Here is a 22,659-nt window from a genome sequence, read left to right as displayed (position 1 = left end):
GCTCACATTCCGATTGCGCTGAAGAACACGGCGAAAAAGGCATCCAGCACAATCACCATGAAGATGGATTCAACGACCGATATGGTGGTGCGCTCGCCGACGGACGCGGCATCGCCCGAGACCTGCATGCCCTCGAAGCAGCCGGCAACGGCGATGATCATGCCGAACACCGGCGCCTTGATCATGCCGACAAGGAAATCGTTCATCGTGACGGTGGAGCGCATCCGCGCGAGGAAGGTGTCGACGGGAATGTCCAGCGACGCCCACGCGAACAGCACCGCCCCGATGAGCGCGATCATGCTGGCGTAGAACACCAGCAGCGGCATCAGCAGAATGAGGGCGATCATGCGCGGCAGCACCAGCGTGTCGACGGGATCGACGCCGATGGTGCGCATGGCGTCCACCTCCTCGGTGAGGCGCATGGTGCCGATCTGGGCGGTGAAGGCCGAGCCCGACCGGCCCGCCACCATGATGGCGGTGAGCAGCACGCCCAGCTCCCGCAGGGTGGAGATGCTGACCAGATCGACGACGAACACCTCCGCGCCGAACTTGCGCAGCTGGAACGCGCCCTGCTGCACCAGCACCAGCCCGATGAGGAAGGACATCAGCCCGATGATCGGCAGGGCGTTGAGGCCGATGCGCTCCATCTGGTTGCTGAGCGCCACCCAGCGGATCCGGCGGGGGTGGACGATCTGGCGGCCGAAGCGCGCCAGCACCAGCCCGAAAAAGGCAAGCAGCAAGCCGAATCGATCCGCCACGCGGACGGTGGCCGCGCCGAGGGCGGCCAGCTCGCGAATGATCAGGGACGGCTGCCGGGGATGGTCCGGGCAGCCCGAGTCATGGCTTTCGGCCTGCTGGATGAGGGCCGTGAATTCGGACGAGGCCTGATCGAGCGCCACATCGCTGCCGGCCTTCCGCCACTCCCGCATGAAGCGGTGAAGCAGCCAGGCGCCGGTGGTGTCCATGGCCGAAACGCCAGCCAGATCAAGGATCAGGCGGCGGCTCTTGCCTGCACGGACGCCCTCCAGCCGGGCATAGGCCTCGCCAGCCTCCGCCACCGTGAGGGGGCCGGAAATCTGGATGCGGCTGACGTCGTCGTTCTCCTCGACGGCGATGTCGGCGCCATGCAGTTCAGTCACTTACCCCTCCTGGTACAAACTCGAAGAATCTAATGGACCGAAGCGGAAGGACAAGCCAGCGTTCTTGTGATGACTACCATATTTCGGCCACATGGCGCTGAGAAAGAGCCACTATGGCAGACTATGGAATTATTGTCGGTGATTGTCCGACCCCCATCTGGGGGCTGACGTCCCATGAGCGAATCCGGCGTATCTTCAAGGCGCGGGGCGTGCCGCTGCATACCGGAGAGCCCATAGGCTCAGGGGACCGGGTGTTCCTCGCCGACGCGCGCTTTGCCTTCGATCCGGCATGGATGGGCGCCATCCTCAAGAAACCGACGGTTCTGACCTGGGAGGGGCGGCCCATTCTCGCCCACGTGACCGGCGATTTCGCCGACGTGATCCGGCGGGCGATGGCGGCGGGCGAGCCCTGGTCGGTTCCCGTGGACGTCGAGATCCTCGCCGCCGACGGCGACGCGACGGTCTACAACCACGAGCTGCGCAAGCGCGAGCGTCCGTTCGTCGAGCCGCTGCTGCCGGAGACGGTGCGGAGCATCGAGCGCAAGAGCTACTTCGGCGCCTACAAGGGCGTGACGGACCTGCTCACCAAATACGCCTGGCCGGAGCTGGCGCTGGTGCTGACCCGCTGGGCGGCCAAGCTGGGCCTCACGCCCAACATGGTGACGGCTGTCGGCGCGGTGCTGTGCGTGGGCGCGACCATCGCCTTCTTTGAGGGGCACCTGTGGCTCGGCATGTTGATGGGCTGGATCATGATGGTGCTGGACACGGTGGACGGAAAGCTTGCCCGCTGCACCATCACCTCGTCCGCCATCGGCAACATCTTCGACCACGGCATCGACCTCATCCACCCGCCGTTCTGGTACTGGGGCTGGCTGGCGGGGCTGGCGGCCTATGGCACGCCGGTCGGGGCGGAGCTGTACGGGCTGCTGCTGTGGGTGATCTTTGCCACCTACATTCTGGGCCGCGTCATCGAGGGGATCTTCGAGTGGCGCTACAAGATGCACATCCATGTGTGGCGCAAGATCGACAGCCAGTTCCGGCTGATCACCGCCCGGCGCAACCCGAACGTTCTCATTCTCCTGATCGCGTTGGTCTTTGGCCGTCCGGACGTGGGCATCATTCTGGTGGCGCTGTGGAGCATCCTCTCGCTGGCCTTCCACACCGTGCGGCTGGTTCAGGCCTTCCTCGCGCCCAAGCCCATTGTCTCGTGGATGAGCGAGTCCTGATGCCCGGAGAGGTGACCGCGCTGGTACCGGCAGGGCGGCGCCCGGGGGTCGATCCGCTCGCTGCCCATTTCGAGGCCGACTTCAAGGCGGTGCTGCCCATCCGGGGTGAGCCGATGGTGCAGCATGTGGTGCGCGCGCTGCTCTCCAGCCCGCGCATCGGCCGCGTCGTCATCCTGACGCAGGAGCCGGACAGCTTCCTCAGCCGCCCGGACCTGGCGTGGATGGCGGGCGAGCCGCGCATTCTCTGGCGGCGCTCGTCGGAGTCCGTCAGCGCCAGCGTGCTCGACGCCATTCGCGCGCAAGGGGAGGCGGGTCCGCCCTTCCTGCTGACCACGGCCGACCACCCGCTGCTGGACGCCGCCATGATCGACGCCTTCCTCGATGGCGCCGAGGCCGAGGCGGCGGACATCGCCGTGGGGTTCGTCGAGAGCCGCACGCTGCTTGCCAAATACCCGGAAAACCGGCGCACCTGGCTGAAATTCCGGGGCGGCTGGTATTCGGGCGCGAACCTGTTCTACTTCGGCTCGGCGAGGGTTGAGCCGGCCCTCACGCTGTGGCGGGAGGTGGAGCAGGACCGCAAGAAGGTGTGGAAGCTGTTTGCCCGCTTCGGTCCCTGGCTGTTCGTGCGGGCGCTGCTGCGGTCCATCACGCTGCGGGGGGCGCTGCGCGCCGCCGGAGCCAGGCTGGGACTGAACGTCGCGCCGGTGGTGCTGGACATCCCCGAAGCCTGTATTGACGTGGACAAGGTGGCGGACTTCCACCTCGTCGAGACGATTCTGGCAGAACGTACCCAATGAGCAAGATCGAGCTGGCGATCTATGACATGGATCGCACCATCACCCACTACGGCACCTACACGCCGTTCCTGATGTCCTGGGCCTTGCGCCACCGGCCCTGGCGGCTGGTGTTCGTGCCGCTGGTGGTGCTGTGCCTTGCGGCCTACGCCGCCAAGCTGATCTCCCGCGGGCGGCTCAAGACCCTGATGCTGTTCATGCTGGTGGGCAAGCCGACCCGTCAGCAGCTGGAGCCGGCGATCGAGCACTTCGTGGGGCGGCTGATGGCCAAGGCGGTCTATCCGGGGGCGCTGGCCCAGCTGGCGGCGGACCGGGCGGCCGGCAAGCGCCTCGTGCTGGCGACCGCCAGCTATGACTTCTACGTGGGCGCGATTGCCCGGCGGCTGGGCATGGATGATGTGGTGGCCACCCGCGCCATGTGGGACGCAACCGACGCGATCCGCCCCGGCATCGAGGGGGAGAACTGCTACGGCGAGGCCAAGCTCGTCATGGTGAAGGCCTACCTCCGCGAGGTGCTCAAGGTGGACCGCAAGGACTGCCACATCGTCTTCTACTCCGACCACCACTCGGACCTGCCGATGTTCGAGTATGCGGACGAGCAGGTGGTGACCAACCCCAACCGGAAGCTGCTCGCCATCGCCCAGGCCCGGGGCTGGCCGGTGGTGCGGTGGGGCCGGACGGTCTGATCGTGCGGTCGCGTCAGGGCCCCGGCGCATAGGGACCCGGCGCATAGGGCCCCGGCGAACACTCAGGAACGCCTGCGCTCTGCCCTCAGGCGGCCTGCGCGAGCGAGGCAGGCCGGTCGCGCTGCGTGCGGGTCTCCGCCAGCAGGAGGTCGGTGTAGGCCGCCAGCGCGCGGCCAAGGTCGTATTCCTGGGCGCGGGCAACCAGCCGGTCGGACTGACGCGGCTGGGCCAGCCGCCAGCGCATGGCGTCGGCCAGGGCGTCGGCGTTCTCGATTTCCACCAGCGGGCCGTAGCGGCCGTTGGCCAGCACCTCCACCGTTCCGGTGGGGCAGCGGGTGGAGACAACCGGGCACCCGCAGGCCATGGCCTCCAGCAGCGCGTTGCTCATCCCCTCCCACGACGAGGATAGGACGAAGAGCGCCGCCCGGCGCATGTAGGCGAAGGGATTGTCCACGTAGCCGGGAAGCTCCACATCCTCGCCAACGCCGAGGCTGGCGGCCAGGGCCAGCAGCTCCTGCCGGGTTTCCTCGGGGCCGGTGCCGAGAATCAGCAGCCGCGCGGCCTGCCGCTGCCGCAGCCGGGCAAAGGCGCGGATGAGCAGGGGGAAGTTCTTCTGGCGGTGCAGGCGGCCGGTGCCCAGAATGACGGGCGGTGCACCGGGCGCGAACCAGGGGTGGTCGATCTCCGCGCGCGCCAGTTGACCGATGCGGCCGACATCGATGCCGTTCTTGATGATGGCGATGTTGTCCCGGGGCAGGCCGAGATGGCGGACGAGATCGCTCGCCAGCTCCTCCGAGACGGAGACAACGCGGTCCGCCCGTGCGAACATGGTGCGCAGCAGGGGGCGGGTGCTCAGCGCCAGCGTCCGGGAGAGCACCGATTCCCAGCCGCCGCGGCGGGCATGGGTGATGTCGTTGGACGCCCGCATGACCAGGCGCGGCGCATCCGCCAGCTGGAAACAGGCCATGGCCGCCAGCGGGTGAATGTGGTTGCCTGCCGAGAACAGCACGCGGGGGCGGTACCGGCGCAGATAGGCGCGCAAGGGAACGGTCGCGCTCAAGGTGCCAAGGAACCGGTTGGGGGACGCCTTGGTCTTCAGGGAGACGATGCGGATATGCGGGCAATCGCAGGGGCGGAAATCGCCCTCGTCCTGCACCACCACCACATCGCAGCGCAGTCCGGCTGCCGCCGCGCACTCCGCGATGCGCAGCGCGTTGCGAACGACGCCGGACGCCCGCAAATCATAGATGAGAATGGCCACATCGGGCCGGGAGCCGGACGCGGGCAGGCCGGAGGCCGGAAGCGCGCCGAAGGTCCGGGAAGCCACGCCCATGTCCGGTCGCGACTGCGTGTCGCGGCTGCTGCGGATTTGCACGAGAGAATCCCTCTGCGTTTTCAGACGACGGGGGCAAACGCATACGTCTTTCTGCCCACGTTCATGCGCTGCCGTTGTGGAATTTCTGTGGCAACACCCCGGTGACGGGACGAGTCGAGCCAATTTCGCGGCCCGGCCGATTGCAGCGGTTGACATGTGATAACATAACATTTAAGCCTTCGCTGCGTGTATTTCGGGGGTCGTAGCGATGATGTTTTCTTCCCGCTTTTTTCTGTTCGGTGTGAGCGTTTCCGCCTTGAGTCTGGCCAGTTCGGCTTATGCCGAGGACGCCAAACCGGCCCATGGTGAAGTCGCCGACATCATTGTTTCCGCACCCCTGCGCCGCGAGCGGCTGGAGGCACTTCAGGCCACGTCCGTCCTCAGCGCGGATGCACTTCAGCGCTCCATGCAGGGCACCATCGGCGAGACGCTGGCAGGCCTGCCGGGGGTGAGCGCAACGTCCTTCGGGCCGGGTGCCTCGCGGCCGGTTCTGCGCGGCTTCCAGGGGGAGCGGGTGCGCATTCTCATGGACGGCATCGGCAACGTGGATGCCTCCGGCTCCTCGCCCGACCATGCGGTCTCCAGCGACCCGCTCACCTCGGAGCGGGTGGAGGTGCTGCGCGGACCGGCGACGCTGCTCTACGGCTCGTCGGCCGTTGGGGGCGTCGTCAACCAGATCGACCGGCGGATTCCGACCAAGGCACCGGCGGCCGACATCGAAGGCGAGATGCAGGCCATCTTCGGTACCGCCGCTGACGAGAAGAGCGTGGGCGCGGGGCTGACGGCGGCCCTGACGCCTTCGTGGGTGGCGCATGTGGGCGGCTCCTTCCGCGACACGAACGACATGCGGATCGGCGGTTTCGCGGAATCCCGCGCCTTCCGGGAACAGGAACATGCGGGCGAGGGCGAGGATCACGACCACGGCCACGAGGAAGAGGAGGCCCGCGGCAAGCTGAAGAACAGCGCCGTGCGGACCAAGACGGCCTCGGCGGGCCTGACCCGCCTGTTCGACCAGGGCTATCTCGGCGCGGCGGTGAGCCTCTATGACACCCGCTACGGCGTGCCGGGTCATTCCCATGGAGGCGACGCGGCCGACCACGATCACGACCACGATCATGATCACGATCACGATCACGATCACGATCACGAGAACGGTCACGGCGGCGAGGATGACGTTCGCATCGACCTGAAGCAGGTGCGGGTCGATCTGAAGGGCGGCTACCGCTTCGATACCGGCTTCATCGAGGAGGCGAAGCTGCGCTTCGGCTGGGCCGATTACCGGCATTTCGAGCTGGAAGGCAGCGAGATCGGCACCCGCTTTGACGTGCGCGGTTACGAGGGGCGGCTGGAGCTGGTGCAGCGCCAGCGCGGGGCCTGGCGCGGCGCGATCGGCGTGCAGGGGCTGTCGCGCAAGATGAAGGCGACGGGCGAGGAGGCCTACCTGCCGCGCAACAAGACGGACCAGCTGGGCGTTTTCGCGTTGCAGGAGGGGCAGTTTGGCCCTCTCACCATCGAGGGTGCGCTGCGTTACGAGTTCAACGACATCGAGGCGGAGGGCCGGCGCGGCCGCTCGTTCGATGCCCTGAGCGCGTCTCTCGGCGGCGTTTACCGCCTTGGCGACACCTGGCGCACGGGGATCAGCCTGTCGCGCACCACCCGCGCGCCTTCGGTCGATGAACTGTACGCCGACGGGCCGCATATGGCGACGCGCAACTATCTGGTGGGCGACGATTCGTTCGGCACGGAAAAGGCCTGGGGCGCGGAAGGCTGGGTGCGCACCGAGACCGACCTCTACAGCCTCGGTGTCAGCGTCTACTGGAGCCGCTTCGACGATTACATCTACGAGCAGGCGACCGGCGCGGTCAGGGACGGTCTGCCGGTCTACCGGTACACCCAGACCGACGCCCGCTATACCGGCGTGGAGCTGGAGGGCGCCCTGACGCTGGGCACGGTGGCGGGGTGGACCTTCGTTGCCGATGCGGTGGCCGATTATACCCGCGCCACCAACCTCAAGACCGATACCCCGCTGCCGCGCATTCCGGCCAAGCGGGTGCGGGCCGGGCTGGAGGCCCAGTCGGATCGGCTGGATGCCCGGGCCGAGGTGGAGGTGGCGGACGATCAGAAGCGCGTCGCGCCCAACGAGCTGCCGACGGACGGCTACACCATGGTCAACCTGTCGGCGGCCTGGCGCCCCTGGGGCCACGATCGCGACGTGACGGTGCGGTTGCAGGCCAACAACCTGTTCGACGTGACGGCGCGCCGCCATGCCTCCTTCCTCAAGGATCTGGCGCCGCTGTCAGGCCGCGACATCCGGCTGAACCTGCATCTGGGGTTCTGACCGGCCGGGCAAGGGGACATCCGGCGCGAAATGGTTGCCGTTGCGCAACGATATTGTGTTGCTGATGAATGAATTTGAGAGGAAGTTGCCTTGTAGGCCACAGTAGCGCATCCTATCTAGGAAGCATGGAGCGGCAATGTGCGTTATCGCTCTGGCGTGCTTCAACGAGTGCGCGATTTCCTCCCTGAACCCTGGCCACTTTGCCTCCCGGTAGAGTGGCCTTTTTTTATCCGGTCTTTGTTATTCGGTCGTCCTGTTTTTCTGTCGGCCTTTTGTGGGGCGCGAGGGCGGGCCTACTCCGCCGCCGGGCGCAGGGGCGCGCCCAGGTTGAGCGCCGGCAGCCCATCCCGGATGACTTGGAAAATGCGGGCTAGGTTGCGGCGCAGCGTGGCGAGCCCGGCCGTGCGCGTCAGGTGCAACTCGGACATGTAGAGGCTGCGGTCGATCTCGATCTGCACCACATGAACGTTGCGCTCGGGCTGGCCGTAGATCTCGGTGGTGTAACCGCCCGAATAGGGGGTGTTGAGCGCGGTGCAGTAGCCCTCCGCCTCCATCGCATTCCGCACCAGTGCCAGCACGGACGGCGCGCAGCTCTCCCCCCAGCGGTTGCCGAGGATGATGTGGGGACGGGGTGACCCTGAACCGCACGATTTCGGCAGGGCCGCCGAGGGCATGGAATGGCAGTCCAGCAGCAGGGCGTAGCCATGGGCGCGGCGGGCGTCCTCGATCAGCTGGCGCAGGGCTGCGTGGTAGGGGGCATGGACCGTCTCCACCCGCGCCAGGGCTTCGCCCAGCGGCAGCTTGGTGTGGTAGATGTCGAGGCCGACCCCGGCCACGCGAGGCACCACCCCGAGGCCCGCCGCGACGCGTTCCGTCACGCTGCGGGTATAGGCGGGCAGCGGCTCGGTGAACATGGTCGGGTCCAGCTCGTCGGGCGCGCGGTTCAGGTCCACATAGGCGCGGGCATAGCGCGCGCAGATGAGCGGCAGCCCCAGGGCAGGGGCGTCCGCCACCAGCTCGTCCACGAACGCATCCTCCGACCGGCGCAGCAGCCGGAGGTCGAGACGCGAACGGCGCAGGAAGTCCGGCGGATAAACCGTACCACTGTGAGGGGATGCGATGATCAGCGGAGCACACGCGCCCGCTGGCCGTTGAATCTGATACGGACGGTTTAATGTTTCGGCAGGATGATCCATAACCATGCCAACAGGATGCGGGCCAAAAACTGCACACGCAATCTTAAACTTCCGGTGAGAGGATTTCGGTCGGTGCCAATGCGGATTCTGTCTGGGCAATAACGGGAGCGAGACGTCCGGTGGTTAAGATTCTCTTGGCCGAAGACGATGATTCGATGCGGGCGTTCCTCGCCAAGGCGATCGAGCGCGCCGGCTATGAAGTGGAGGCGGTGGACCGGGGCACCGCGGCCCTGCCTCTGATCGCGACCGGCACGTTCGACCTGCTGCTGACGGACATCGTGATGCCGGAGATGGACGGCATCGAGCTGGCGCAGCGGGCGGCGGCGCTCGCGCCCCACATGCAGGTGGTGTTCATCACCGGGTTTGCCGCTGTCGCGCTCAGCCGGGGGGCGGGCAAGACCCCGAACAGCAAGGTGCTGTCAAAGCCCTTCCATCTGCGCGAACTTATCTCCGAGATCGAACGGATGCTCGCCGCCTGAGTGGCTGGCGGGCGGCCGGGCGGTTTCGCCGCGTTGCAATCGCCGCTATAGGCTGGGCGGGGTCATCTGCCCTGCCGGCAACGCACCATGGGGGACACACGTGAATCGGCCGATCGTCATCGCGCACCGGGGCGCCAGCGCCGAGCGGCCCGAGCACACGCTTGCCGCCTATGAGCGGGCCATTGATCTGGGGGTCGACTATATCGAGCCCGATCTCGTCTCGACAAAAGACGGCGTGCTGGTGGCCCGCCACGAGAACGAAATCAGCGGCACGACCGACGTGGCCCTGCACCCGGAGTTCGCCGAGCGGCGCACGACCCGGATCATCGACGGCCGGTCCGTGACCGGCTGGTTCACCGAGGATTTCACCCTTGCCGAGCTGAAGCGGCTGCGGGCGCGGGAGCGGCTGCCGGAGGTGCGCCCCGCCAACACGGCCTATGACGGGCAGGAGACCATTCCGACGCTGGAGGAGATCATCGCGCTTGTCCGCCGCAAGGAGCGGGAGACGGGTCGCGTCATTGGCCTCTACATCGAGACCAAGCATCCCAGCTACTTCGCCGGCATCGGCCTGCCGCTGGAGCCCGGCCTGTTGCGGCTGCTGGCGGAGCACGGTTACGAGGGGCCGGATGCGCCGGTGTTTCTCCAGTCCTTCGAGGTGGGGAACCTCAAGGTGCTGCGCCGCCAGACCCGGGTGCCGCTGGTGCAGCTGATGGAGGCGGACGGCGCGCCCTTTGACGCCGTGCTGGCGGGCGAGCGCCGCACCTATGCCGACATGGCAAGCCCCGCGGGGTTGGCGGAGATCGCCACCTATGCCGACGCCATCGGTGTTGCCAAGGACATGATGGTGCCGAGGGGGCCGGACAATGACCTTCTGGCACTCACCGCCCTGGTACGCGACGCCCATGCGGCGGGGCTCCTGGTGCACGTCTGGACCTTCCGCAGCGAGAACGCCTTCCTGCCGCGCCGCTGGCAGGCGGGCGCGCAGGCCGATGGGGAGGGTGTCGACCCGGCCGTACGCGGCGACGCAGCGGCGGAGCTGGCGCTGTTCCTGCAACTGGGCGTTGATGGCGTCTTCGCCGACGATCCGGCGGTGGCGGTGCCGGTGCGGGACCGGCTGTTCGGTGCCCGGCACAGCTAGGCGCCGGGGCCGAGGGCAGGGGGGGAAGGGCATGCAAAAAATCTCGAAATCGGGTCTTGCGTTTGAAAGAAACTGGGGTATAAGGCCGACCTCCGGACGGCGCTGCCGTCGGATTGACCCGGGTGGGCGTGTAGCTCAGTGGTAGAGCACTGTGTTGACATCGCAGGGGTCGCAAGTTCAATCCTTGCCACGCCCACCATTTCAACCCCCTGAAATCGCTAAGCATACCCAAGCGTGCTTCGGCGCGCTTTTGCTGTTTCAGGCGAGGGCATTTCAAAGCCGCTAATAAATTTCGAGATTCAGTCAAATGAGTGCGGTTTTACCTGATCGTATCGGGCGATATCGGTCCGGGGTTACTCAATGAATAGCAGCGCAGTTCTTGCTGAACGTAAAAAATATGGTCTCTATTTTCTGCCGCCTGATGATGAACAGGTGGCTTCTCAGTCTGTAGTTCGGCACCCACCCCAAAAAAAATCAAAACGAGTAACCGTTCTGTTAACTAACTTAAAGTATACGGTAGTGCGATGACGGTAGTTGACTCATTCAACCGGTTCGTCTGGTGGGTATGATTTCTTCAGTAGGATGTGGTGTCGGGCGTAGTTAGCAGTAAACCATGTATAAAAGATGGTGGCATTATGGTTTCACTGACATCGAACAGCCTGGCATCTCCGGGTGGACTGGTGATCCTCCAGTCGAAACTGATGCGTTCCGTGCGGCGCTTGAAGGTTACGCCATCGCTTCCGGCAGGGCGAATGCCCAAACTGGGTGCCGCGGACGATCTGCTCCCGGGCGCTGGTGGGCGCGACAAATCAAGAGGATGGGCCGGCTTCGCAGTCTATAGAGATGCAAAAGGCGAGCGCTCCGAGCGGCGCATTACCTGTCGCAAGCTCTCCGGTTATGGCACGATTGAGCTTGTTCACGCATTTTGCCATGAACGGCAGGCTTATCGTAGTTTCCGGGTGGACCGCTTCGAAGAGTTAATGGACATCGCCACCGGCGAACTCCTGGATCCTCTTCCTCACTTCGAAGCATTGCGTCAGCAAGGCGCTCTCCTGATGGAAGACAAGGCGCTTATTCTTGTTTTTATGGCGTGTTGCGATGGCGAATATCATCCGCTGGAGCGAGAGGCGATTGAATACTGTATTAGCCGCTACATGCTGCGTTTCGGCGGTGAGGATCAGGACATAGAGCGCTTGTTGGTCCGCTGTGATTCTCTGGCACCGGACGGATTAGATTTTCTCAATTGTTTAAAGGCTCTGTCGAACCTCAAAAACGGCCCGCATATAGCCCGCTTGGTGCTTGAGGGAACTGGCAGCGTTATTGATGCCGACGGATATCACCACGAAGCGGAGATCGAATGGGGCTTATACGTTGATGAGTACCTCAAGCGCTTGGCAGTAAGGAAATAAGGGGGCAGTTTCGTCCCACGTGTTCAGTTGGTTCACGTATCTTGTAAGCCGACCAGCCTCTCGAAGGAGATAGAATCGAGGGACGGTGGTTGGATCATGGAGCCCTGTCCCGGGCAAAAGAAAACGGTCGTGCAAGGTGAGGGGCAGCACGACCGCTGTGAGTCAGGAAGGCCTTGAGGAGTACCGGTTTTCAGGAATTCCGGTTTTTGGCTTGTTGTGATCCTGTTTCCTGCCCGATCTGTCTTGCGGCGGTCAGGGCAGCGTGCCGCCTGACCGCGCGCAAGCAGAGCCGAGAGATCAGAACCGGGTGGTGAATTGCAGCTGGACCGTGCGCGGCAGCGACACAAAGCCGACCTGGTCCGCCGCGACACCCGCCGCCGTACCCGTGCCGGAGCCGGTGTTCGGCGCATCCACCACGCCGCCCACAATGTAGCGGTTGGTGAGGTTCTTGCCGATCAGCGCCACCTCGAAGCGGGAGTCGTCCGTGCGGACCCGCACCGAGCTGTCGATCGTCAGATACTTCGGCTGACGGGACAGCGGGTGGGCGAAGCTCGACGCCAGGTAGCTGGAGCTGTAGCGGCTGTCGACCGAGATGCCGAACAGCAGCGAGCCGGAGACAGGCGCTTCATAGGAGGCACCCAGCGAGCCGGTCCACTTGGGCGCGACGGCCGTCGGCTTGCCGCTCAGGTCCTGACCCGGCGCACCCTGGAACACGGTGTTGCACCCCTGCGCGATGGTCTGGCCGCCGTAGCAGGGCGCGATGTAGTTCGCATAGCGCGCCTTGTTGTAGTTGATCGAGCCGCGGAAATTCAGCCCATCAACCTCACGCGGCGCATATTCGAACTCGACCTCGACGCCCTTCGTCTTCGCCTTGCCCGCGTTGGTGGTGATGAACGCGAAGGTCTCGGAGTTGAAGAAGTCCACCTGGAGGTCGAGGTACTTGTAGGTGTAGACACCGACGTTCAGGCGGAGCTGACGGTCAAACAGCATCGTCTTGATGCCCGCCTCGAAGCCGCGCGCCTTCTCCGGGTTGAAGGCGACGTCGGTCGGCACGGTCGACGCGCTGACGAAGCCGCTGTTGGAGAAGCCGCCCGACTTGTAGGCGCTCTTGTAGGCGCCGTAGATGGTCACGTTCTCGTCCGGCTTCCAGGAGATGGTGGCCTCGGGCGACCAGTTGTTGAAGGTCTGGTCTCCCTCGATCGGCGAGTTCTGCAGGAACAGCGTCTGCAGCAGCTCGTTCACATAGGGCTGCATCAGGTAGCTGTCCTTGGTCTCATGGATGTAGCGGACACCGGCGGCAAGTTCGACCTGCGGCACCACCTTCCAGGTCACCTGGCCATAGCCGGAAATCGTCTCGCCATCCGTCTCAGAGCGCTTCAGGTAGGCGAGATAGCGCAGGTGTGCCGGCTGGGAGGAATCCTCCACGTTGCCGAAGGCGCCGGTCTGCGTGTGGTCGCGCTTGGTCTTCTGATAGTAGACGCCCGCCAGAACATTCACCGGCCCGTCATAGGTGGTCTGGGCCCGCAGCTCGGACGAGAAGGCGTGGTACTTCGAACGCTCGGACGACGGCGCCGCCGCCAGGTCAGACGAGACGAAGGTGCAGTCGCACGACCAGCGGTTGACGTTGCGGTTGTAGTTGGTGACCCAGGTCACATCCAGCGTGTCGAAGCCGTATTCCAGCGTGCCGGTGATCGCATAGCTGCGGTAGCGGTTGTACAGCGCACCGTCTTTGCGGCTGAACGGCTGATTCCCGGCGATGTCCTCGGGAATGTAGTTCTGGTAGACGTTGAACTTGCGCTCGCAGGGAATGTTCGGGTTGAGGGCGTAGCTGTCACCGACGCAGCCGAACAGGCCGTAGTTCCAGCTGTTGTTGTTGGTCGTGTTCGCGGTGCCGCTCGCCTTGAGCGTGGCGGTCAGCCGGTCCGTCGGTTCCCACTTCAGCGTGACGCGGCCGAGGAATTCCTTCTCGCCCGGGTTGTCGCCGTCATAGGCGCGGGCGAGGTGCGGCGTGGTCTCGCCGGTTGCCACGTCATAGGTCGCGTAGGTCTTGTCCATGCCGCGGTTGCGGAAATAGCTGCCGTACATGTTGGAGCCGCGCACCGCGACGCGGATGCCCAGGTTCTCGCCAAGAGGACCGGAGGCCATGGCCTCGCCGATCAGGTTCTTGGCCTTGAACTCGTAGCCCACCCGGCCCATGAACTCGGGCGTGTCCGTGGGGTCCGCCGAGCGGATCGCAATCACGCCGGCCGTCGCGTTCTTGCCGAAGAACAGGGCCTGCGGACCCTTGAGCATTTCGATGCCGGCAAGGTCGAGGAAGCCCTCGTTGATGATGCGGCCCTGACCGTAATAGACACCGTCCACAATCACGGCGACCGACTGCTCGATGCCGATCGAGGTCGACGACGAGCCGATGCCGCGCAGCGTGAGCTGGGCGCCCGAACCGTTGGAGGCGCGGCCGATCGTGAACTGCGGGGTCTGCGTGGAGATCTTCTCCAGGCTGGTCATGTCGTAGCGCTGAATGTGCTCGGCGGTCATGGCCGTCACGGACACAGGCACGTCCTGAAGGCTTTCCTCACGCCGGCGGGCGGTGACGACGATTTCGGCAAGACCAACGCTTGCCGTCTGTCCGTCGTCCGCCGACTGCGCCAGCGTCGGCGCCGCGGAGAGCAGCGGGAGCGCAAGTGACGTCAATGCTGTAGATACATGAAAAAACGCGAGTGCTTTCATGGTTTCCTCCCCCATCAGCCTCGCATCCGCCGTCTGTTTCAGATTCTGGATTGGTCGGATGGCATTAGGCAATGTCGCCTAGGTGTGTCATGCCGTTCCAGAAATTACAGCCTGCTATAAAAAATAGGTCACGCCCCCAGCTGCCGGTGGGCTTGCGCCAGCTCCCGGTCCAGGGCGGGGATGAGGGTAGGGGCGGCCCACGGCCGGAGCAGGCCGCAGAGCTGAACCAGGATGTGCGGGCGCACCTCGCTGTCGCGCAGCTGCCCGGCGCCCCAGAACAGGATGGACGTGACCGCGGCGATGCGAACCAGCCGCGTGATCATCGGGACCGGCGCTGTGTCCAGAATCGCGCCCGACTGCTTCATGTCCATCAGCGTCGAGCCGAAGAACTCGTCATAGAGCGCGTCGATGCCCACCGCTTCGGCATGGTCGAGCAGGATGGGGATCAGCGTGCGCGCCGTGTTGGGGCGCACCAGCGTACCATCCACCAGGGCGTCAACCAGGGCGACGATGAACCCCCAGCCGGACTCCGCGCAGGCATCGCGCGCCTCCTGGAAGATGGAGGCGGTAATGTCATAGGCGGTGGCCGCGATCAGCCGGTCCTTGCTGCCATAGATGTTGTACAGCGTCTTCTCGGTCACGCCGCTGCCGGCCGCGATCATCCGCATGGTGACCTCTTGCAGCCCATGCGTGGTGATCAGGTTGCGTGCCGTGCGCAGCACCCTTTCCCTTCGGTCCCGCTGGCGGGGGGACAGACGGGGAGACAGGGTGTGCTTTCGGGGCGAAGCCAGAGAGTGAACCATCTCGAGCAAATTCTCAGACCGGAAAACAGCGCAGTCAAATATCAGTTTATAACGTGACGAGATAGAGCCGGGGTGAGGGCCCGGTGGATGGACCGTGCGCAGGGGTGCCCGGCCGCGCTGGGCTACTCCGGGGGCGGGGCCGCCGCTTCGCCGCGCAAGGGGCGGGCCTGCCAGGCGCCTTCGGCATAGGTGTAGTGGACGCGATTGCCATGCCGGAACTCATGGCCGTCCCAGGCGATGACCTGAAGCTCCAGATCGTTGTGCCGCCGGACATCCAGCCAGTTGAAACTCTGCCTCTCCTCGGCCCGCAGGCGTGTCGAGGTGGCGGTTCCTGCCTGAACCACCAGCGCGTGGCCGGCTGTTTCCATCATCCTGCTGGCGGCCTCCGCATAGGTGCGGTGGAAATGACCCGCGAGGGCCAGGTGGACCCCGGCCCGGCCCAGGGCGGCGACCGCATCCTCGCTCCGCCCGACAGCGCCGCCGAGGGCATCGCCCTTGCCGATGGGCAGGGCAAACAGGGGATGGTGGGTGACGAGGATCCGAGTCTTCTGGCTCTCGACGGCGCGGAATCGCTCCTCGATAATCTGCATCTGCGACCGGTTGATGCGCCCGCCGGTCACGGCAAGGGCGCGCGAGGTGTTGATGCCGAGCACCGCCACCTCGTCGTTCTCGAACCAGGGGCTGAGGTCGTGGGTGATGTAGCGGCGGTAGCGCCTCAGCGGGGTGAACAGGCGGCGGGCCACGTCATAGAGCGGCACGTCGTGATTGCCGGGCACAGTCAGCACGGCAAGCCCGGCGGCGCGCAGCCGCTCGAGGTAGGCGGCGGCCTCCCGGAACTGCCGGACGCGGGCCCGCTGGGTGAGGTCGCCGCTGATGACCACCAGATCGGGCCGGTGGCGGCGCAGCCACGCCTCGCTGGCCTCGACGACGCGGGGGTCGTGCGCGCCAAAGTGGACATCGGAGAGATGGGCGATCAGGGCCATCGCAACTGAACGGGTGTCCCCGTAACCAAGTTCCTGTGATACGGAGCCATACTACACCTTCGGGCGTTCTCTGGGGATGTCATCCCAGCCTGTTCCGCGTGAAGCCGTTCTCATCGTCAACGCTCATTCCCGGCGCGGAGAGGCGCTGTTTCAGGAAGCGCGGGACAAACTGCAAGCGGCGGGCATTACCCTTCTGGACGCCCACGGCGTCGACGATCCGGCGCGGATGCCGCACCTGGTGCGGCAGGCCGTGCGGAAGGGGGCACCCATGGTGATCGTGGGCGGGGGCGATGGCACGCTCTCGGGCACCGTGGACGAAGTGGTCAATACGGGCTGCGTCTTTGCCGTCCTCCCGCTGGGGACCGCCAACAGTTTCGCGCGCACGCTGGGGATCCCCCTCGATCTGGAGGAAGCAATCCAGTGCATCGCCACGGGCCAGAGGCGGCGCATCGATCTGGGCATGATCAACGACGACTATTTCGTGAACGCGGCGTCCATCGGCCTGTCGCCCGCCATCGGCAAGACCATCCCGCCCAGGCTGAAGAAATATCTGGGGCGGGTGGGGTATCTGGTGTGGGCAGCGCGCTGCTTCCTGGACCTGAAGCCGTTCCGCGTTGTCATCCGTGACGGTGCGCACGAGCGCCGCCTGTGGTCGACGGAGGTGCGCATCCTCAACGGACAGTTTCACGGCGGCGTTCAACTGACGGACAACACCGACGTTGATAGCGGCGATATCATCATTCAGGTTGTCACCGGCCGGAACCGGATGTCCCTCATTCTGGACTGGTACGCCAAGTTCTTCAGCCTGAGAGACGTCAATACCCATACCGAGGACATCCGCTGCACGGAGATCATGCTCGATACCCGGCCGCGCCGTTATATCTCCATTGATGGTGAAGTGCTGGCACGAACACCGGCCCGGGTGCGGGTGGCCGCGGCCGCGATCGACGTCGTCGCGCCCTGCGAACAACAAGAGGGCCAGCCTGACGAGGGGTGAGGCATGAGGGGAAAGGGCTGGGTGGCAGGGGCAGGGCGCGCCTTGCCGTTTGTCCTCTCGCTGCTGGTGTGGGCGGGCGCCTTGCTGTCGGGCGGGAAGGGGTCTGATCTGGACCGGGAGATCCTGTCCGCCTTCTATCTGGGAGAGGGGGCGGACTACCTGCTGCCCTGGGTGGTCGTCACGGAACTTGGCGGCTGGAAGGCGCTGATCCCGCTGGCCGGCTGCGCCTCGGTCTACCTGTTCATCAAATGCCGGACTCGGGATGCCTTGCTGCTGATGGGGCTGGTTTTGGGGGTGCGGATTCTGGTGGAGTGGCAGAAGATCCTCGTTGGCCGGGTGCGGCCTGACTACGGGCATCTGGTCGATGTCACGTCGCTGTCCTTCCCGAGCGGTCATGCCGCCAACGCCCTTGCCACCTATCTGGCGCTGGCGATCTTCCTGCTGCACAGCCGGATCGCGGTTGCGGCGGCGGTGGCGCTCTCGCTGCTGATCGGGCTCAGCCGCCTTTTCCTTGGCGTGCACTGGCCAAGCGATGTGCTGGGCGGGTGGGCGTGGGCCCTGATGTGCACCCTTGCCGTGCTGCGTTTTGCTCCGCCCGATCCGCGCCAGCCCGGTCCGGGCGGCATCAGGCGCTGAGGCGCCGGGCGAGCGCCTGCTCCATCGCGTGTTGCAGGTCCGCTATCTGGTAGGGCTTGTGCAGCACCGGCCGGTCCTGCCACTCGGGCGTTATGGAGTCCTCGCCATAGCCGGTGGCGAAGATGAAGGGGATGCCCCGCTGCTTCAGGGCTTCGGCGACGGGGTAGGCGCTCTCGCCCGCGAGATTGATGTCGACGATCGCCATATCGAGCGGAAGCGAGTCGACAAGGGCGAGGGCGCGATTCACATGCCCGGCGCATCCGGCCACGGTGCAGCCCAGCTCCTCCAGCAGGTCTTCCAGAAAAATGGCGACGAGGGTTTCGTCCTCGGCAATGAAAACGCGCAGACCTTCCAGCCGGGCGGGCGGCGCGGCGAGGCGGGAGGCCATCAGGCGGTTCTCTCCCCGGTCTCGCTGCCGGGGCCGAGGGGGATCTCCAGCCGGCAGTTGAGGCCCGTGGTCAGGTAGGCCATGTGAACGCTGCCGCCGAGCTGGTCGCGGATGCTGCGCTCGATGAAGGCCGATCCGAAGCCGAGGGCGCGCGGCGTCCGGGCGGGCGGCCCCCCGCTCTCCTGCCACAGCAGATTCAGCACGGGAGGCCCGGTATCGGGGGCGGAGGCCGCCACCTGCCAGTTCACCCGGACCCTGCCGGAGGGCCAGGACAAGCTGCCGTGCTTGATCGCGTTGGTCACCAGTTCATGGAACACCATGCCGAGCACCACGGCCTGGTCGGCGGTCAGCGCCACGGCCTCGCCGGTGAGAATGATGCGCCGCCCCTCGTCCTCGCGGTAGGGCTGCACCTGCTCCTCGATGATGTCGCGCAGCGCGGCGCCGGACCATTGGTCCCGGGTGAGCAGGCTGTGCGCCTTGCCCAGCGCCATCAGGCGGCCCTGAAACTTTTCGCAGAAGCTGGCGGCATCCGGCGTTTTCCGTGCTGTCTGCCGGGCCAGGGACTGGACCGTGACCAGCGTGTTCTTGATGCGGTGGTTGAGCTCCCCCATCAGCATCTGCTGGCGCTCCTGCTTCCGCTTGTGCGTGCTGATGTCCTGGAGGGTGCGGACACTGTAGAGAAACGCGCCATCGGCCCCATGCACGGCGGAGGAGGTGATTGCCACCCACTGCGGCGCGCCGTCCTTGCGCACCTGGCGCTTCTCGATCGTATAGCTGTTCCGCAGGCCGGCGGTCTGTTCGGCATAAAGGACCAGCTCTCCGGCGCGATCGTCCTCCAGCGCCAGATCGGAGAAGGTCATGCCCAGCAACTCCTGACGGCTGTAGCCGGTGATCGCGCAATAGGCCTCGTTCACCCGCAGCAGCCTGCCTCTGGCGTCGGTTTCGCCGATGCCGATGCCCGCATGTTCGTAGGTGGCTGCCAGACGCTGCCCGGCCTCGGGCACGGCCTCCGGCACGCTCGGGTCCGGCGGCAGGGGCGGGGGGATCTCCTCCGCGCAGACCATGGCCCCGACGATGTGGCCGCCGCTGCCGTGGATCGGGGTGGCGCTCAGCCTTGCCGGACGGCGCGTGCCGTCGGGACACTCGACGAGAAACACCCGCTCCCGCGTGGAGAGGCCGTGCTTCAGGGCCAGCGCCAGAGGCGCGGCCTCCGGCGGGACCGGTGCCCCGTCCGGCAGAAACAGGCAGGCGGAGAGGCAAGGGGCGTGCTCCGCCTGGTCCGGGGCGGCCGGGGACTGCCAGAAATCGGCAGCGCGCCGGTTGTGGCGCGCAACGCGGCCCTCCGCATCGCAAAGGCAAACGGCGCCGGGCAGGATGTCGAGCAGCTCCTGCGTTGCCGCCAGAAAGGTGTCGAACGGGGCCTCGGCAGATCTGGCGGGGCAGTCGAGCGTGGCGCCGGGTTCATACATGCCGATAGCCATTCCTGTTCCGCAATAATAAAGGCGCTTCAGGCGCTGCGTAGGAAGGATAGGGTAACTTATCGGAAGTTGATTATGCAATGGCGCAAACGTCGAAAAGCGGAGCCTGCGTTTGGATTGTTTAATGAAATAAGAAAAAGAAATATTTTCTGCTATTATCGAGCTTCGGTGTCGTTGGTGATGTGAAATATTTATTTTCGATGCGGGACTTTTTTGTCTGGTCCGTGAGGGTATATCTGGAATTATTATGATTTATTCCGGGCCCGGGCTGCGGGTTCGTCCTTACCCGGTCCGGGCGACCGGCAGCGCCTCGTCTTCCATGCGGCCGGGGCCGTACAGGGCGTCCTGTTCCGCTTCGACCACCCGTTGCAGGAACTCCGCCACCGCCCGCACCCGGGGAATGGAGCGCAGGTCGGCGTGCAGCACCAGCCAGTAGGCGCGCTCCAACCGGATCTGGTCCGGCAGCACCGGCACGAGCCGCGGATCCCGGCAGGCGGAGAAGTGATGCAGGAGGCCCAGTCCGAAGCCGGCCCCGACCGCATTCTGCTGGGCCATGACCGAGCTGGACCGGAACGTCACGGTGGGATCGTTCACGATGTCGGAGACGAACTTGAGCTGGGGCAGGGCGATGAGATCCTCGATGTAGGAGACGAACTCCTTGCCCTTCAGATCCTCAACCGTGCGGATCGGGCCGCAGCGCTCGAGATAGTCGGCGGAGGCGTAGAGGCCGAGGCCGTAGTCGGTGAGCTTGCGGGCGTAGAGGCGGCCGGAGGGCGGCCGGCCAAGCATGATCGCCAGATCCGCTTCCCGCTTGGAGAGGCTGATCGCCTGGTTTTCCGCCACCAGCTCCAGATTGAGCTGGGGATAGGCCTGCCGCAGCTCGCGCGCATAGGGCGCGACGAGATAGGCGCCGAAAGCCTCGGGCGTTGCAAGCCGCACGGTGCCGGAAATCTGGAAGTCCTGCCCGGCAAGGTCGGCGCTGATCGCAGCCGTTTCGCTCTCGATGCGTTCCGCATGTACCACCAGCCGCTGGCCGCTTTCCGTCAGCGTCAGGCCGCGCGGCGACCGGTGAAACAACAGGCAGCCGATCGCCTGCTCCAGCGCGGTGATGCGCCGGGCAACGGTCGTATGATCAACGCCCAGCCGGCGGGCGGCATCCACCAGCCGCCCGTGGCGGGCAACAGCGAGGAAGAAACGCAGGTCGTTCCAGTCGAACATGATATTTCTGCACATTTGATCGGCACAAAACCGATCTGTTATGAACATGATTGCACAGACTATAGCTTGGGGGAACGATTTTTGACGAGGGGAAACCAGTCATGCGGGACATCACCCACTTTATCTCCGGCAAGTTCGTGACCGGCACGTCCGGCCGCTACAGCGACGTGTTCAATCCCAACACCGGCGAAGTGCAGGCACGCGTGGCTTTGGCCTCGCCCGAGGAGCTGGACGCCGCCGTGCAGTCCGCCCTGAAGGCGTTCCCCGCCTGGGCGGCCACCAACCCGCAGCGCCGTGCCCGCGTCATGTTCAACTTCAAGGCCCTCGTCGAGAAGCACATGGACGAGCTGGCCGAGATGCTCTCCCTCGAACACGGCAAGGTGCTGGCCGACGCCAAGGGCGACATTCAGCGCGGTCTGGAAGTGATCGAGTTCGCCTGCGGCATCCCGCACCTCCAGAAGGGCGAGTTCACCGAAGGCGCCGGCCCGGGCATCGACGTGTTCTCCATGCGCCAGCCGCTCGGCGTGGTGGCGGGCATCACCCCGTTCAACTTCCCGGCCATGATCCCGATGTGGATGTTTGGCGTGGCGATCGCCTGCGGCAACACCTTCATCCTGAAGCCGTCGGAGCGTGACCCGTCCGTGCCGGTGCGCCTGGCCGAGCTGTTCCTGGAAGCGGGCGGCCCCGAGGGCGTGCTCAACGTGGTGCACGGCGACAAGGTGGCGGTCGATGCCATCCTCGACCACCCGGAGATCAAGGCGGTGAGCTTCGTCGGCTCGTCCGACATCGCCAACTACGTCTATCAGCGCGGCGCAGCCAACGGCAAGCGCGTGCAGGCCATGGGCGGCGCGAAGAACCACGGCATCGTGATGCCGGACGCCGACCTGGACCAGGTGGTGCGCGATCTCGTCGGCGCGGCCTACGGCTCGGCGGGCGAGCGCTGCATGGCGCTGCCGGTGGTGGTGCCGGTGGGCGCCAAGACCGCCGACGGCCTGCTCGAGCGCCTGCTGCCGGAAGTGCAGAAGCTGAAGGTCGGCACCTCGACCGATCCCGAGGCCCAGTATGGCCCGGTGGTGACCGCGGCGCACCGCGAGCGCATCAAGTTCTACATCCAGATGGGCGTGGACGAGGGCGCGAAGCTGCTGATCGACGGCCGCGACTTCCAGCTCCAGGGCTATGAGAAGGGCTTCTTCATCGGCCCGTCGCTGTTCGACCACGTGAAGCCGACCATGAAGAGCTACCAGGACGAGATCTTCGGCCCGGTGCTCCAGATGGTCCGCGCCGAGACGCTGGAGGAGGCGATCGAGCTGCCGAGCAAGCACCAGTACGGCAACGGCGTCGCCATCTTCACCCGCAACGGCAACACCGCCCGCGAATTCGCCCAGCGCGTGAACGTGGGCATGGTCGGCATCAACGTGCCGATCCCGGTGCCGGTGGCCTACCACACCTTTGGCGGCTGGAAGCGGTCGGCATTTGGCGATACCAATCAGCACGGCATGGAAGGCGTGCGCTTCTTCACCAAGATCAAGACGGTGACCCAGCGCTGGCCGGTGGGCGACGTGGGCGACCAGTCCTTCGTCATCCCGACCATGCGGTAAATCGGGGCGCCAGAGTTATCCCCTGGGGGGAGGGGAGCGTCCGGCCTTGCC

19 protein-coding genes and 1 tRNA gene are annotated in these 22,659 nt (G+C 65.6%); 11 read left to right on the top strand and 9 right to left on the bottom strand.

Going from position 1 to position 22,659, the window contains the following annotated elements:
• Positions 1–2: 2 nt before the first annotated feature.
• The gene (locus ACSJJU_RS00770) at positions 3–1,139 is read right to left on the bottom strand and encodes an MlaE family lipid ABC transporter permease subunit (protein ID WP_435913222.1); all 1,137 of its coding nucleotides are present in this window, start codon (positions 1,137–1,139) and stop codon (positions 3–5) included.
• A gap of 209 nt (positions 1,140–1,348) precedes the next feature.
• Between ACSJJU_RS00770 and ACSJJU_RS00765 the strand changes: the two genes are divergently transcribed.
• From ACSJJU_RS00765 to ACSJJU_RS00755, 3 genes are read left to right on the top strand one after another with little or no spacing between them, the layout of a single operon-like run.
• Positions 1,349–2,365, top strand: coding sequence for a CDP-alcohol phosphatidyltransferase family protein (locus tag ACSJJU_RS00765; protein WP_435913221.1), 1,017 nt, complete (start codon positions 1,349–1,351; stop codon positions 2,363–2,365).
• Positions 2,365–3,162, top strand: a complete 798-nt coding sequence (locus tag ACSJJU_RS00760) for an NTP transferase domain-containing protein (RefSeq protein ID WP_435913220.1) — start codon at positions 2,365–2,367, stop codon at positions 3,160–3,162. The genes ACSJJU_RS00765 and ACSJJU_RS00760 overlap by 1 nt, the downstream gene beginning before the upstream one ends.
• On the top strand, positions 3,159–3,845 hold the full coding sequence (locus ACSJJU_RS00755) for an HAD family hydrolase (protein WP_435913219.1): 687 nt from the start codon (positions 3,159–3,161) through the stop codon (positions 3,843–3,845). Before ACSJJU_RS00760 ends, ACSJJU_RS00755 begins: the two co-directional genes overlap by 4 nt.
• An 85-nt stretch (positions 3,846–3,930) precedes the next feature.
• Here ACSJJU_RS00755 and ACSJJU_RS00750 read toward each other — a convergent pair whose 3' ends face one another.
• Entirely contained in the window at positions 3,931–5,220 is a 1,290-nt protein-coding gene (locus ACSJJU_RS00750; protein ID WP_435913218.1) for a glycosyltransferase, read from the bottom strand.
• A 256-nt stretch (positions 5,221–5,476) separates the two neighbouring features.
• Between ACSJJU_RS00750 and ACSJJU_RS00745 the strand changes: the two genes are divergently transcribed.
• Positions 5,477–7,558 carry a TonB-dependent receptor gene (locus tag ACSJJU_RS00745; RefSeq protein WP_435913217.1) on the top strand — a complete coding sequence of 694 codons (2,082 nt, stop codon included), beginning with the start codon at positions 5,477–5,479 and terminating at the stop codon, positions 7,556–7,558.
• Positions 7,559–7,851: 293 nt separating this feature from the next.
• Here the strand turns inward: ACSJJU_RS00745 and ACSJJU_RS00740 are convergent, their stop codons facing one another.
• On the bottom strand, positions 7,852–8,754 hold the full coding sequence (locus ACSJJU_RS00740) for an N-formylglutamate amidohydrolase (protein ID WP_435914350.1): 903 nt from the start codon (positions 8,752–8,754) through the stop codon (positions 7,852–7,854).
• A gap of 119 nt (positions 8,755–8,873) precedes the next feature.
• On the opposite strand from ACSJJU_RS00740, the gene cpdR reads away from it, so the two are divergent.
• The 4 genes from cpdR (at position 8,874) to ACSJJU_RS00720 (ending at position 11,780) form a co-directional block, all read left to right on the top strand.
• Positions 8,874–9,233, top strand: a complete 360-nt coding sequence (gene cpdR, locus ACSJJU_RS00735) for a cell cycle two-component system response regulator CpdR (RefSeq protein ID WP_435913216.1) — start codon at positions 8,874–8,876, stop codon at positions 9,231–9,233.
• Between the two features lie 100 nt (positions 9,234–9,333).
• Positions 9,334–10,371, top strand: a complete 1,038-nt coding sequence (locus ACSJJU_RS00730; protein ID WP_435913215.1) for a glycerophosphodiester phosphodiesterase — start codon at positions 9,334–9,336, stop codon at positions 10,369–10,371.
• A gap of 124 nt (positions 10,372–10,495) precedes the next feature.
• Positions 10,496–10,570, top strand: a tRNA-Val gene (locus ACSJJU_RS00725).
• A 436-nt stretch (positions 10,571–11,006) separates the two neighbouring features.
• Positions 11,007–11,780, top strand: coding sequence for a hypothetical protein (locus ACSJJU_RS00720; RefSeq protein ID WP_435913214.1), 774 nt, complete (start codon positions 11,007–11,009; stop codon positions 11,778–11,780).
• A 297-nt stretch (positions 11,781–12,077) separates the two neighbouring features.
• Here ACSJJU_RS00720 and ACSJJU_RS00715 read toward each other — a convergent pair whose 3' ends face one another.
• The 3 genes from ACSJJU_RS00715 to ACSJJU_RS00705 form a co-directional block, all read right to left on the bottom strand.
• Positions 12,078–14,471 carry a TonB-dependent receptor gene (locus ACSJJU_RS00715; protein ID WP_435913213.1) on the bottom strand — a complete coding sequence of 798 codons (2,394 nt, stop codon included), beginning with the start codon at positions 14,469–14,471 and terminating at the stop codon, positions 12,078–12,080.
• Between the two features lie 164 nt (positions 14,472–14,635).
• Positions 14,636–15,310: a TetR/AcrR family transcriptional regulator gene (locus ACSJJU_RS00710; RefSeq protein WP_435913212.1), complete on the bottom strand. Its 675-nt coding sequence runs from the start codon at positions 15,308–15,310 to the stop codon at positions 14,636–14,638.
• A 122-nt stretch (positions 15,311–15,432) separates the two neighbouring features.
• Positions 15,433–16,293: a metallophosphoesterase family protein gene (locus tag ACSJJU_RS00705; RefSeq protein WP_435913211.1), complete on the bottom strand. Its 861-nt coding sequence runs from the start codon at positions 16,291–16,293 to the stop codon at positions 15,433–15,435.
• Between the two features lie 76 nt (positions 16,294–16,369).
• Here ACSJJU_RS00705 and ACSJJU_RS00700 point away from each other — a divergent pair, with 76 nt between their 5' ends.
• Both ACSJJU_RS00700 and ACSJJU_RS00695 read left to right on the top strand, forming a co-directional pair.
• Positions 16,370–17,290 (top strand): YegS/Rv2252/BmrU family lipid kinase, encoded by a 921-nt coding sequence (locus ACSJJU_RS00700; RefSeq protein WP_435913210.1) that lies wholly within the window; start codon positions 16,370–16,372, stop codon positions 17,288–17,290.
• 3 nt (positions 17,291–17,293) lie between these two features.
• Positions 17,294–17,926 (top strand): phosphatase PAP2 family protein, encoded by a 633-nt coding sequence (locus tag ACSJJU_RS00695; protein ID WP_435913209.1) that lies wholly within the window; start codon positions 17,294–17,296, stop codon positions 17,924–17,926.
• On the opposite strand, the gene ACSJJU_RS00690 is transcribed toward ACSJJU_RS00695, so the two are convergent.
• From ACSJJU_RS00690 to ACSJJU_RS00680, 3 genes are all read right to left on the bottom strand, one after another.
• A complete protein-coding gene (locus ACSJJU_RS00690) occupies positions 17,916–18,314 on the bottom strand; it encodes a response regulator (RefSeq protein ID WP_435913208.1) in 399 nt (132 codons plus the stop codon). The genes ACSJJU_RS00695 and ACSJJU_RS00690 overlap by 11 nt on opposite strands.
• Entirely contained in the window at positions 18,314–19,783 is a 1,470-nt protein-coding gene (locus tag ACSJJU_RS00685) for a sensor histidine kinase (protein WP_435913207.1), read from the bottom strand. The genes ACSJJU_RS00690 and ACSJJU_RS00685 overlap by 1 nt, the downstream gene beginning before the upstream one ends.
• A 291-nt stretch (positions 19,784–20,074) precedes the next feature.
• Positions 20,075–21,010 carry a LysR family transcriptional regulator gene (locus tag ACSJJU_RS00680; RefSeq protein ID WP_435913206.1) on the bottom strand — a complete coding sequence of 312 codons (936 nt, stop codon included), beginning with the start codon at positions 21,008–21,010 and terminating at the stop codon, positions 20,075–20,077.
• A gap of 101 nt (positions 21,011–21,111) precedes the next feature.
• On the opposite strand from ACSJJU_RS00680, the gene ACSJJU_RS00675 reads away from it, so the two are divergent.
• A complete protein-coding gene (locus ACSJJU_RS00675; protein ID WP_435913205.1) occupies positions 21,112–22,608 on the top strand; it encodes a CoA-acylating methylmalonate-semialdehyde dehydrogenase in 1,497 nt (498 codons plus the stop codon).
• Positions 22,609–22,659: the final 51 nt, after the last annotated feature.

Origin of the sequence: Pedomonas sp. V897, assembly GCF_051304405.1 — a bacterium.
Lineage (GTDB): Bacteria > Pseudomonadota > Alphaproteobacteria > Sphingomonadales > Sphingomonadaceae > Pedomonas.
The sequence above is the reverse complement of the archived record's forward strand: the minus strand, read 5'-3'. Positions and strand labels throughout refer to the sequence as shown.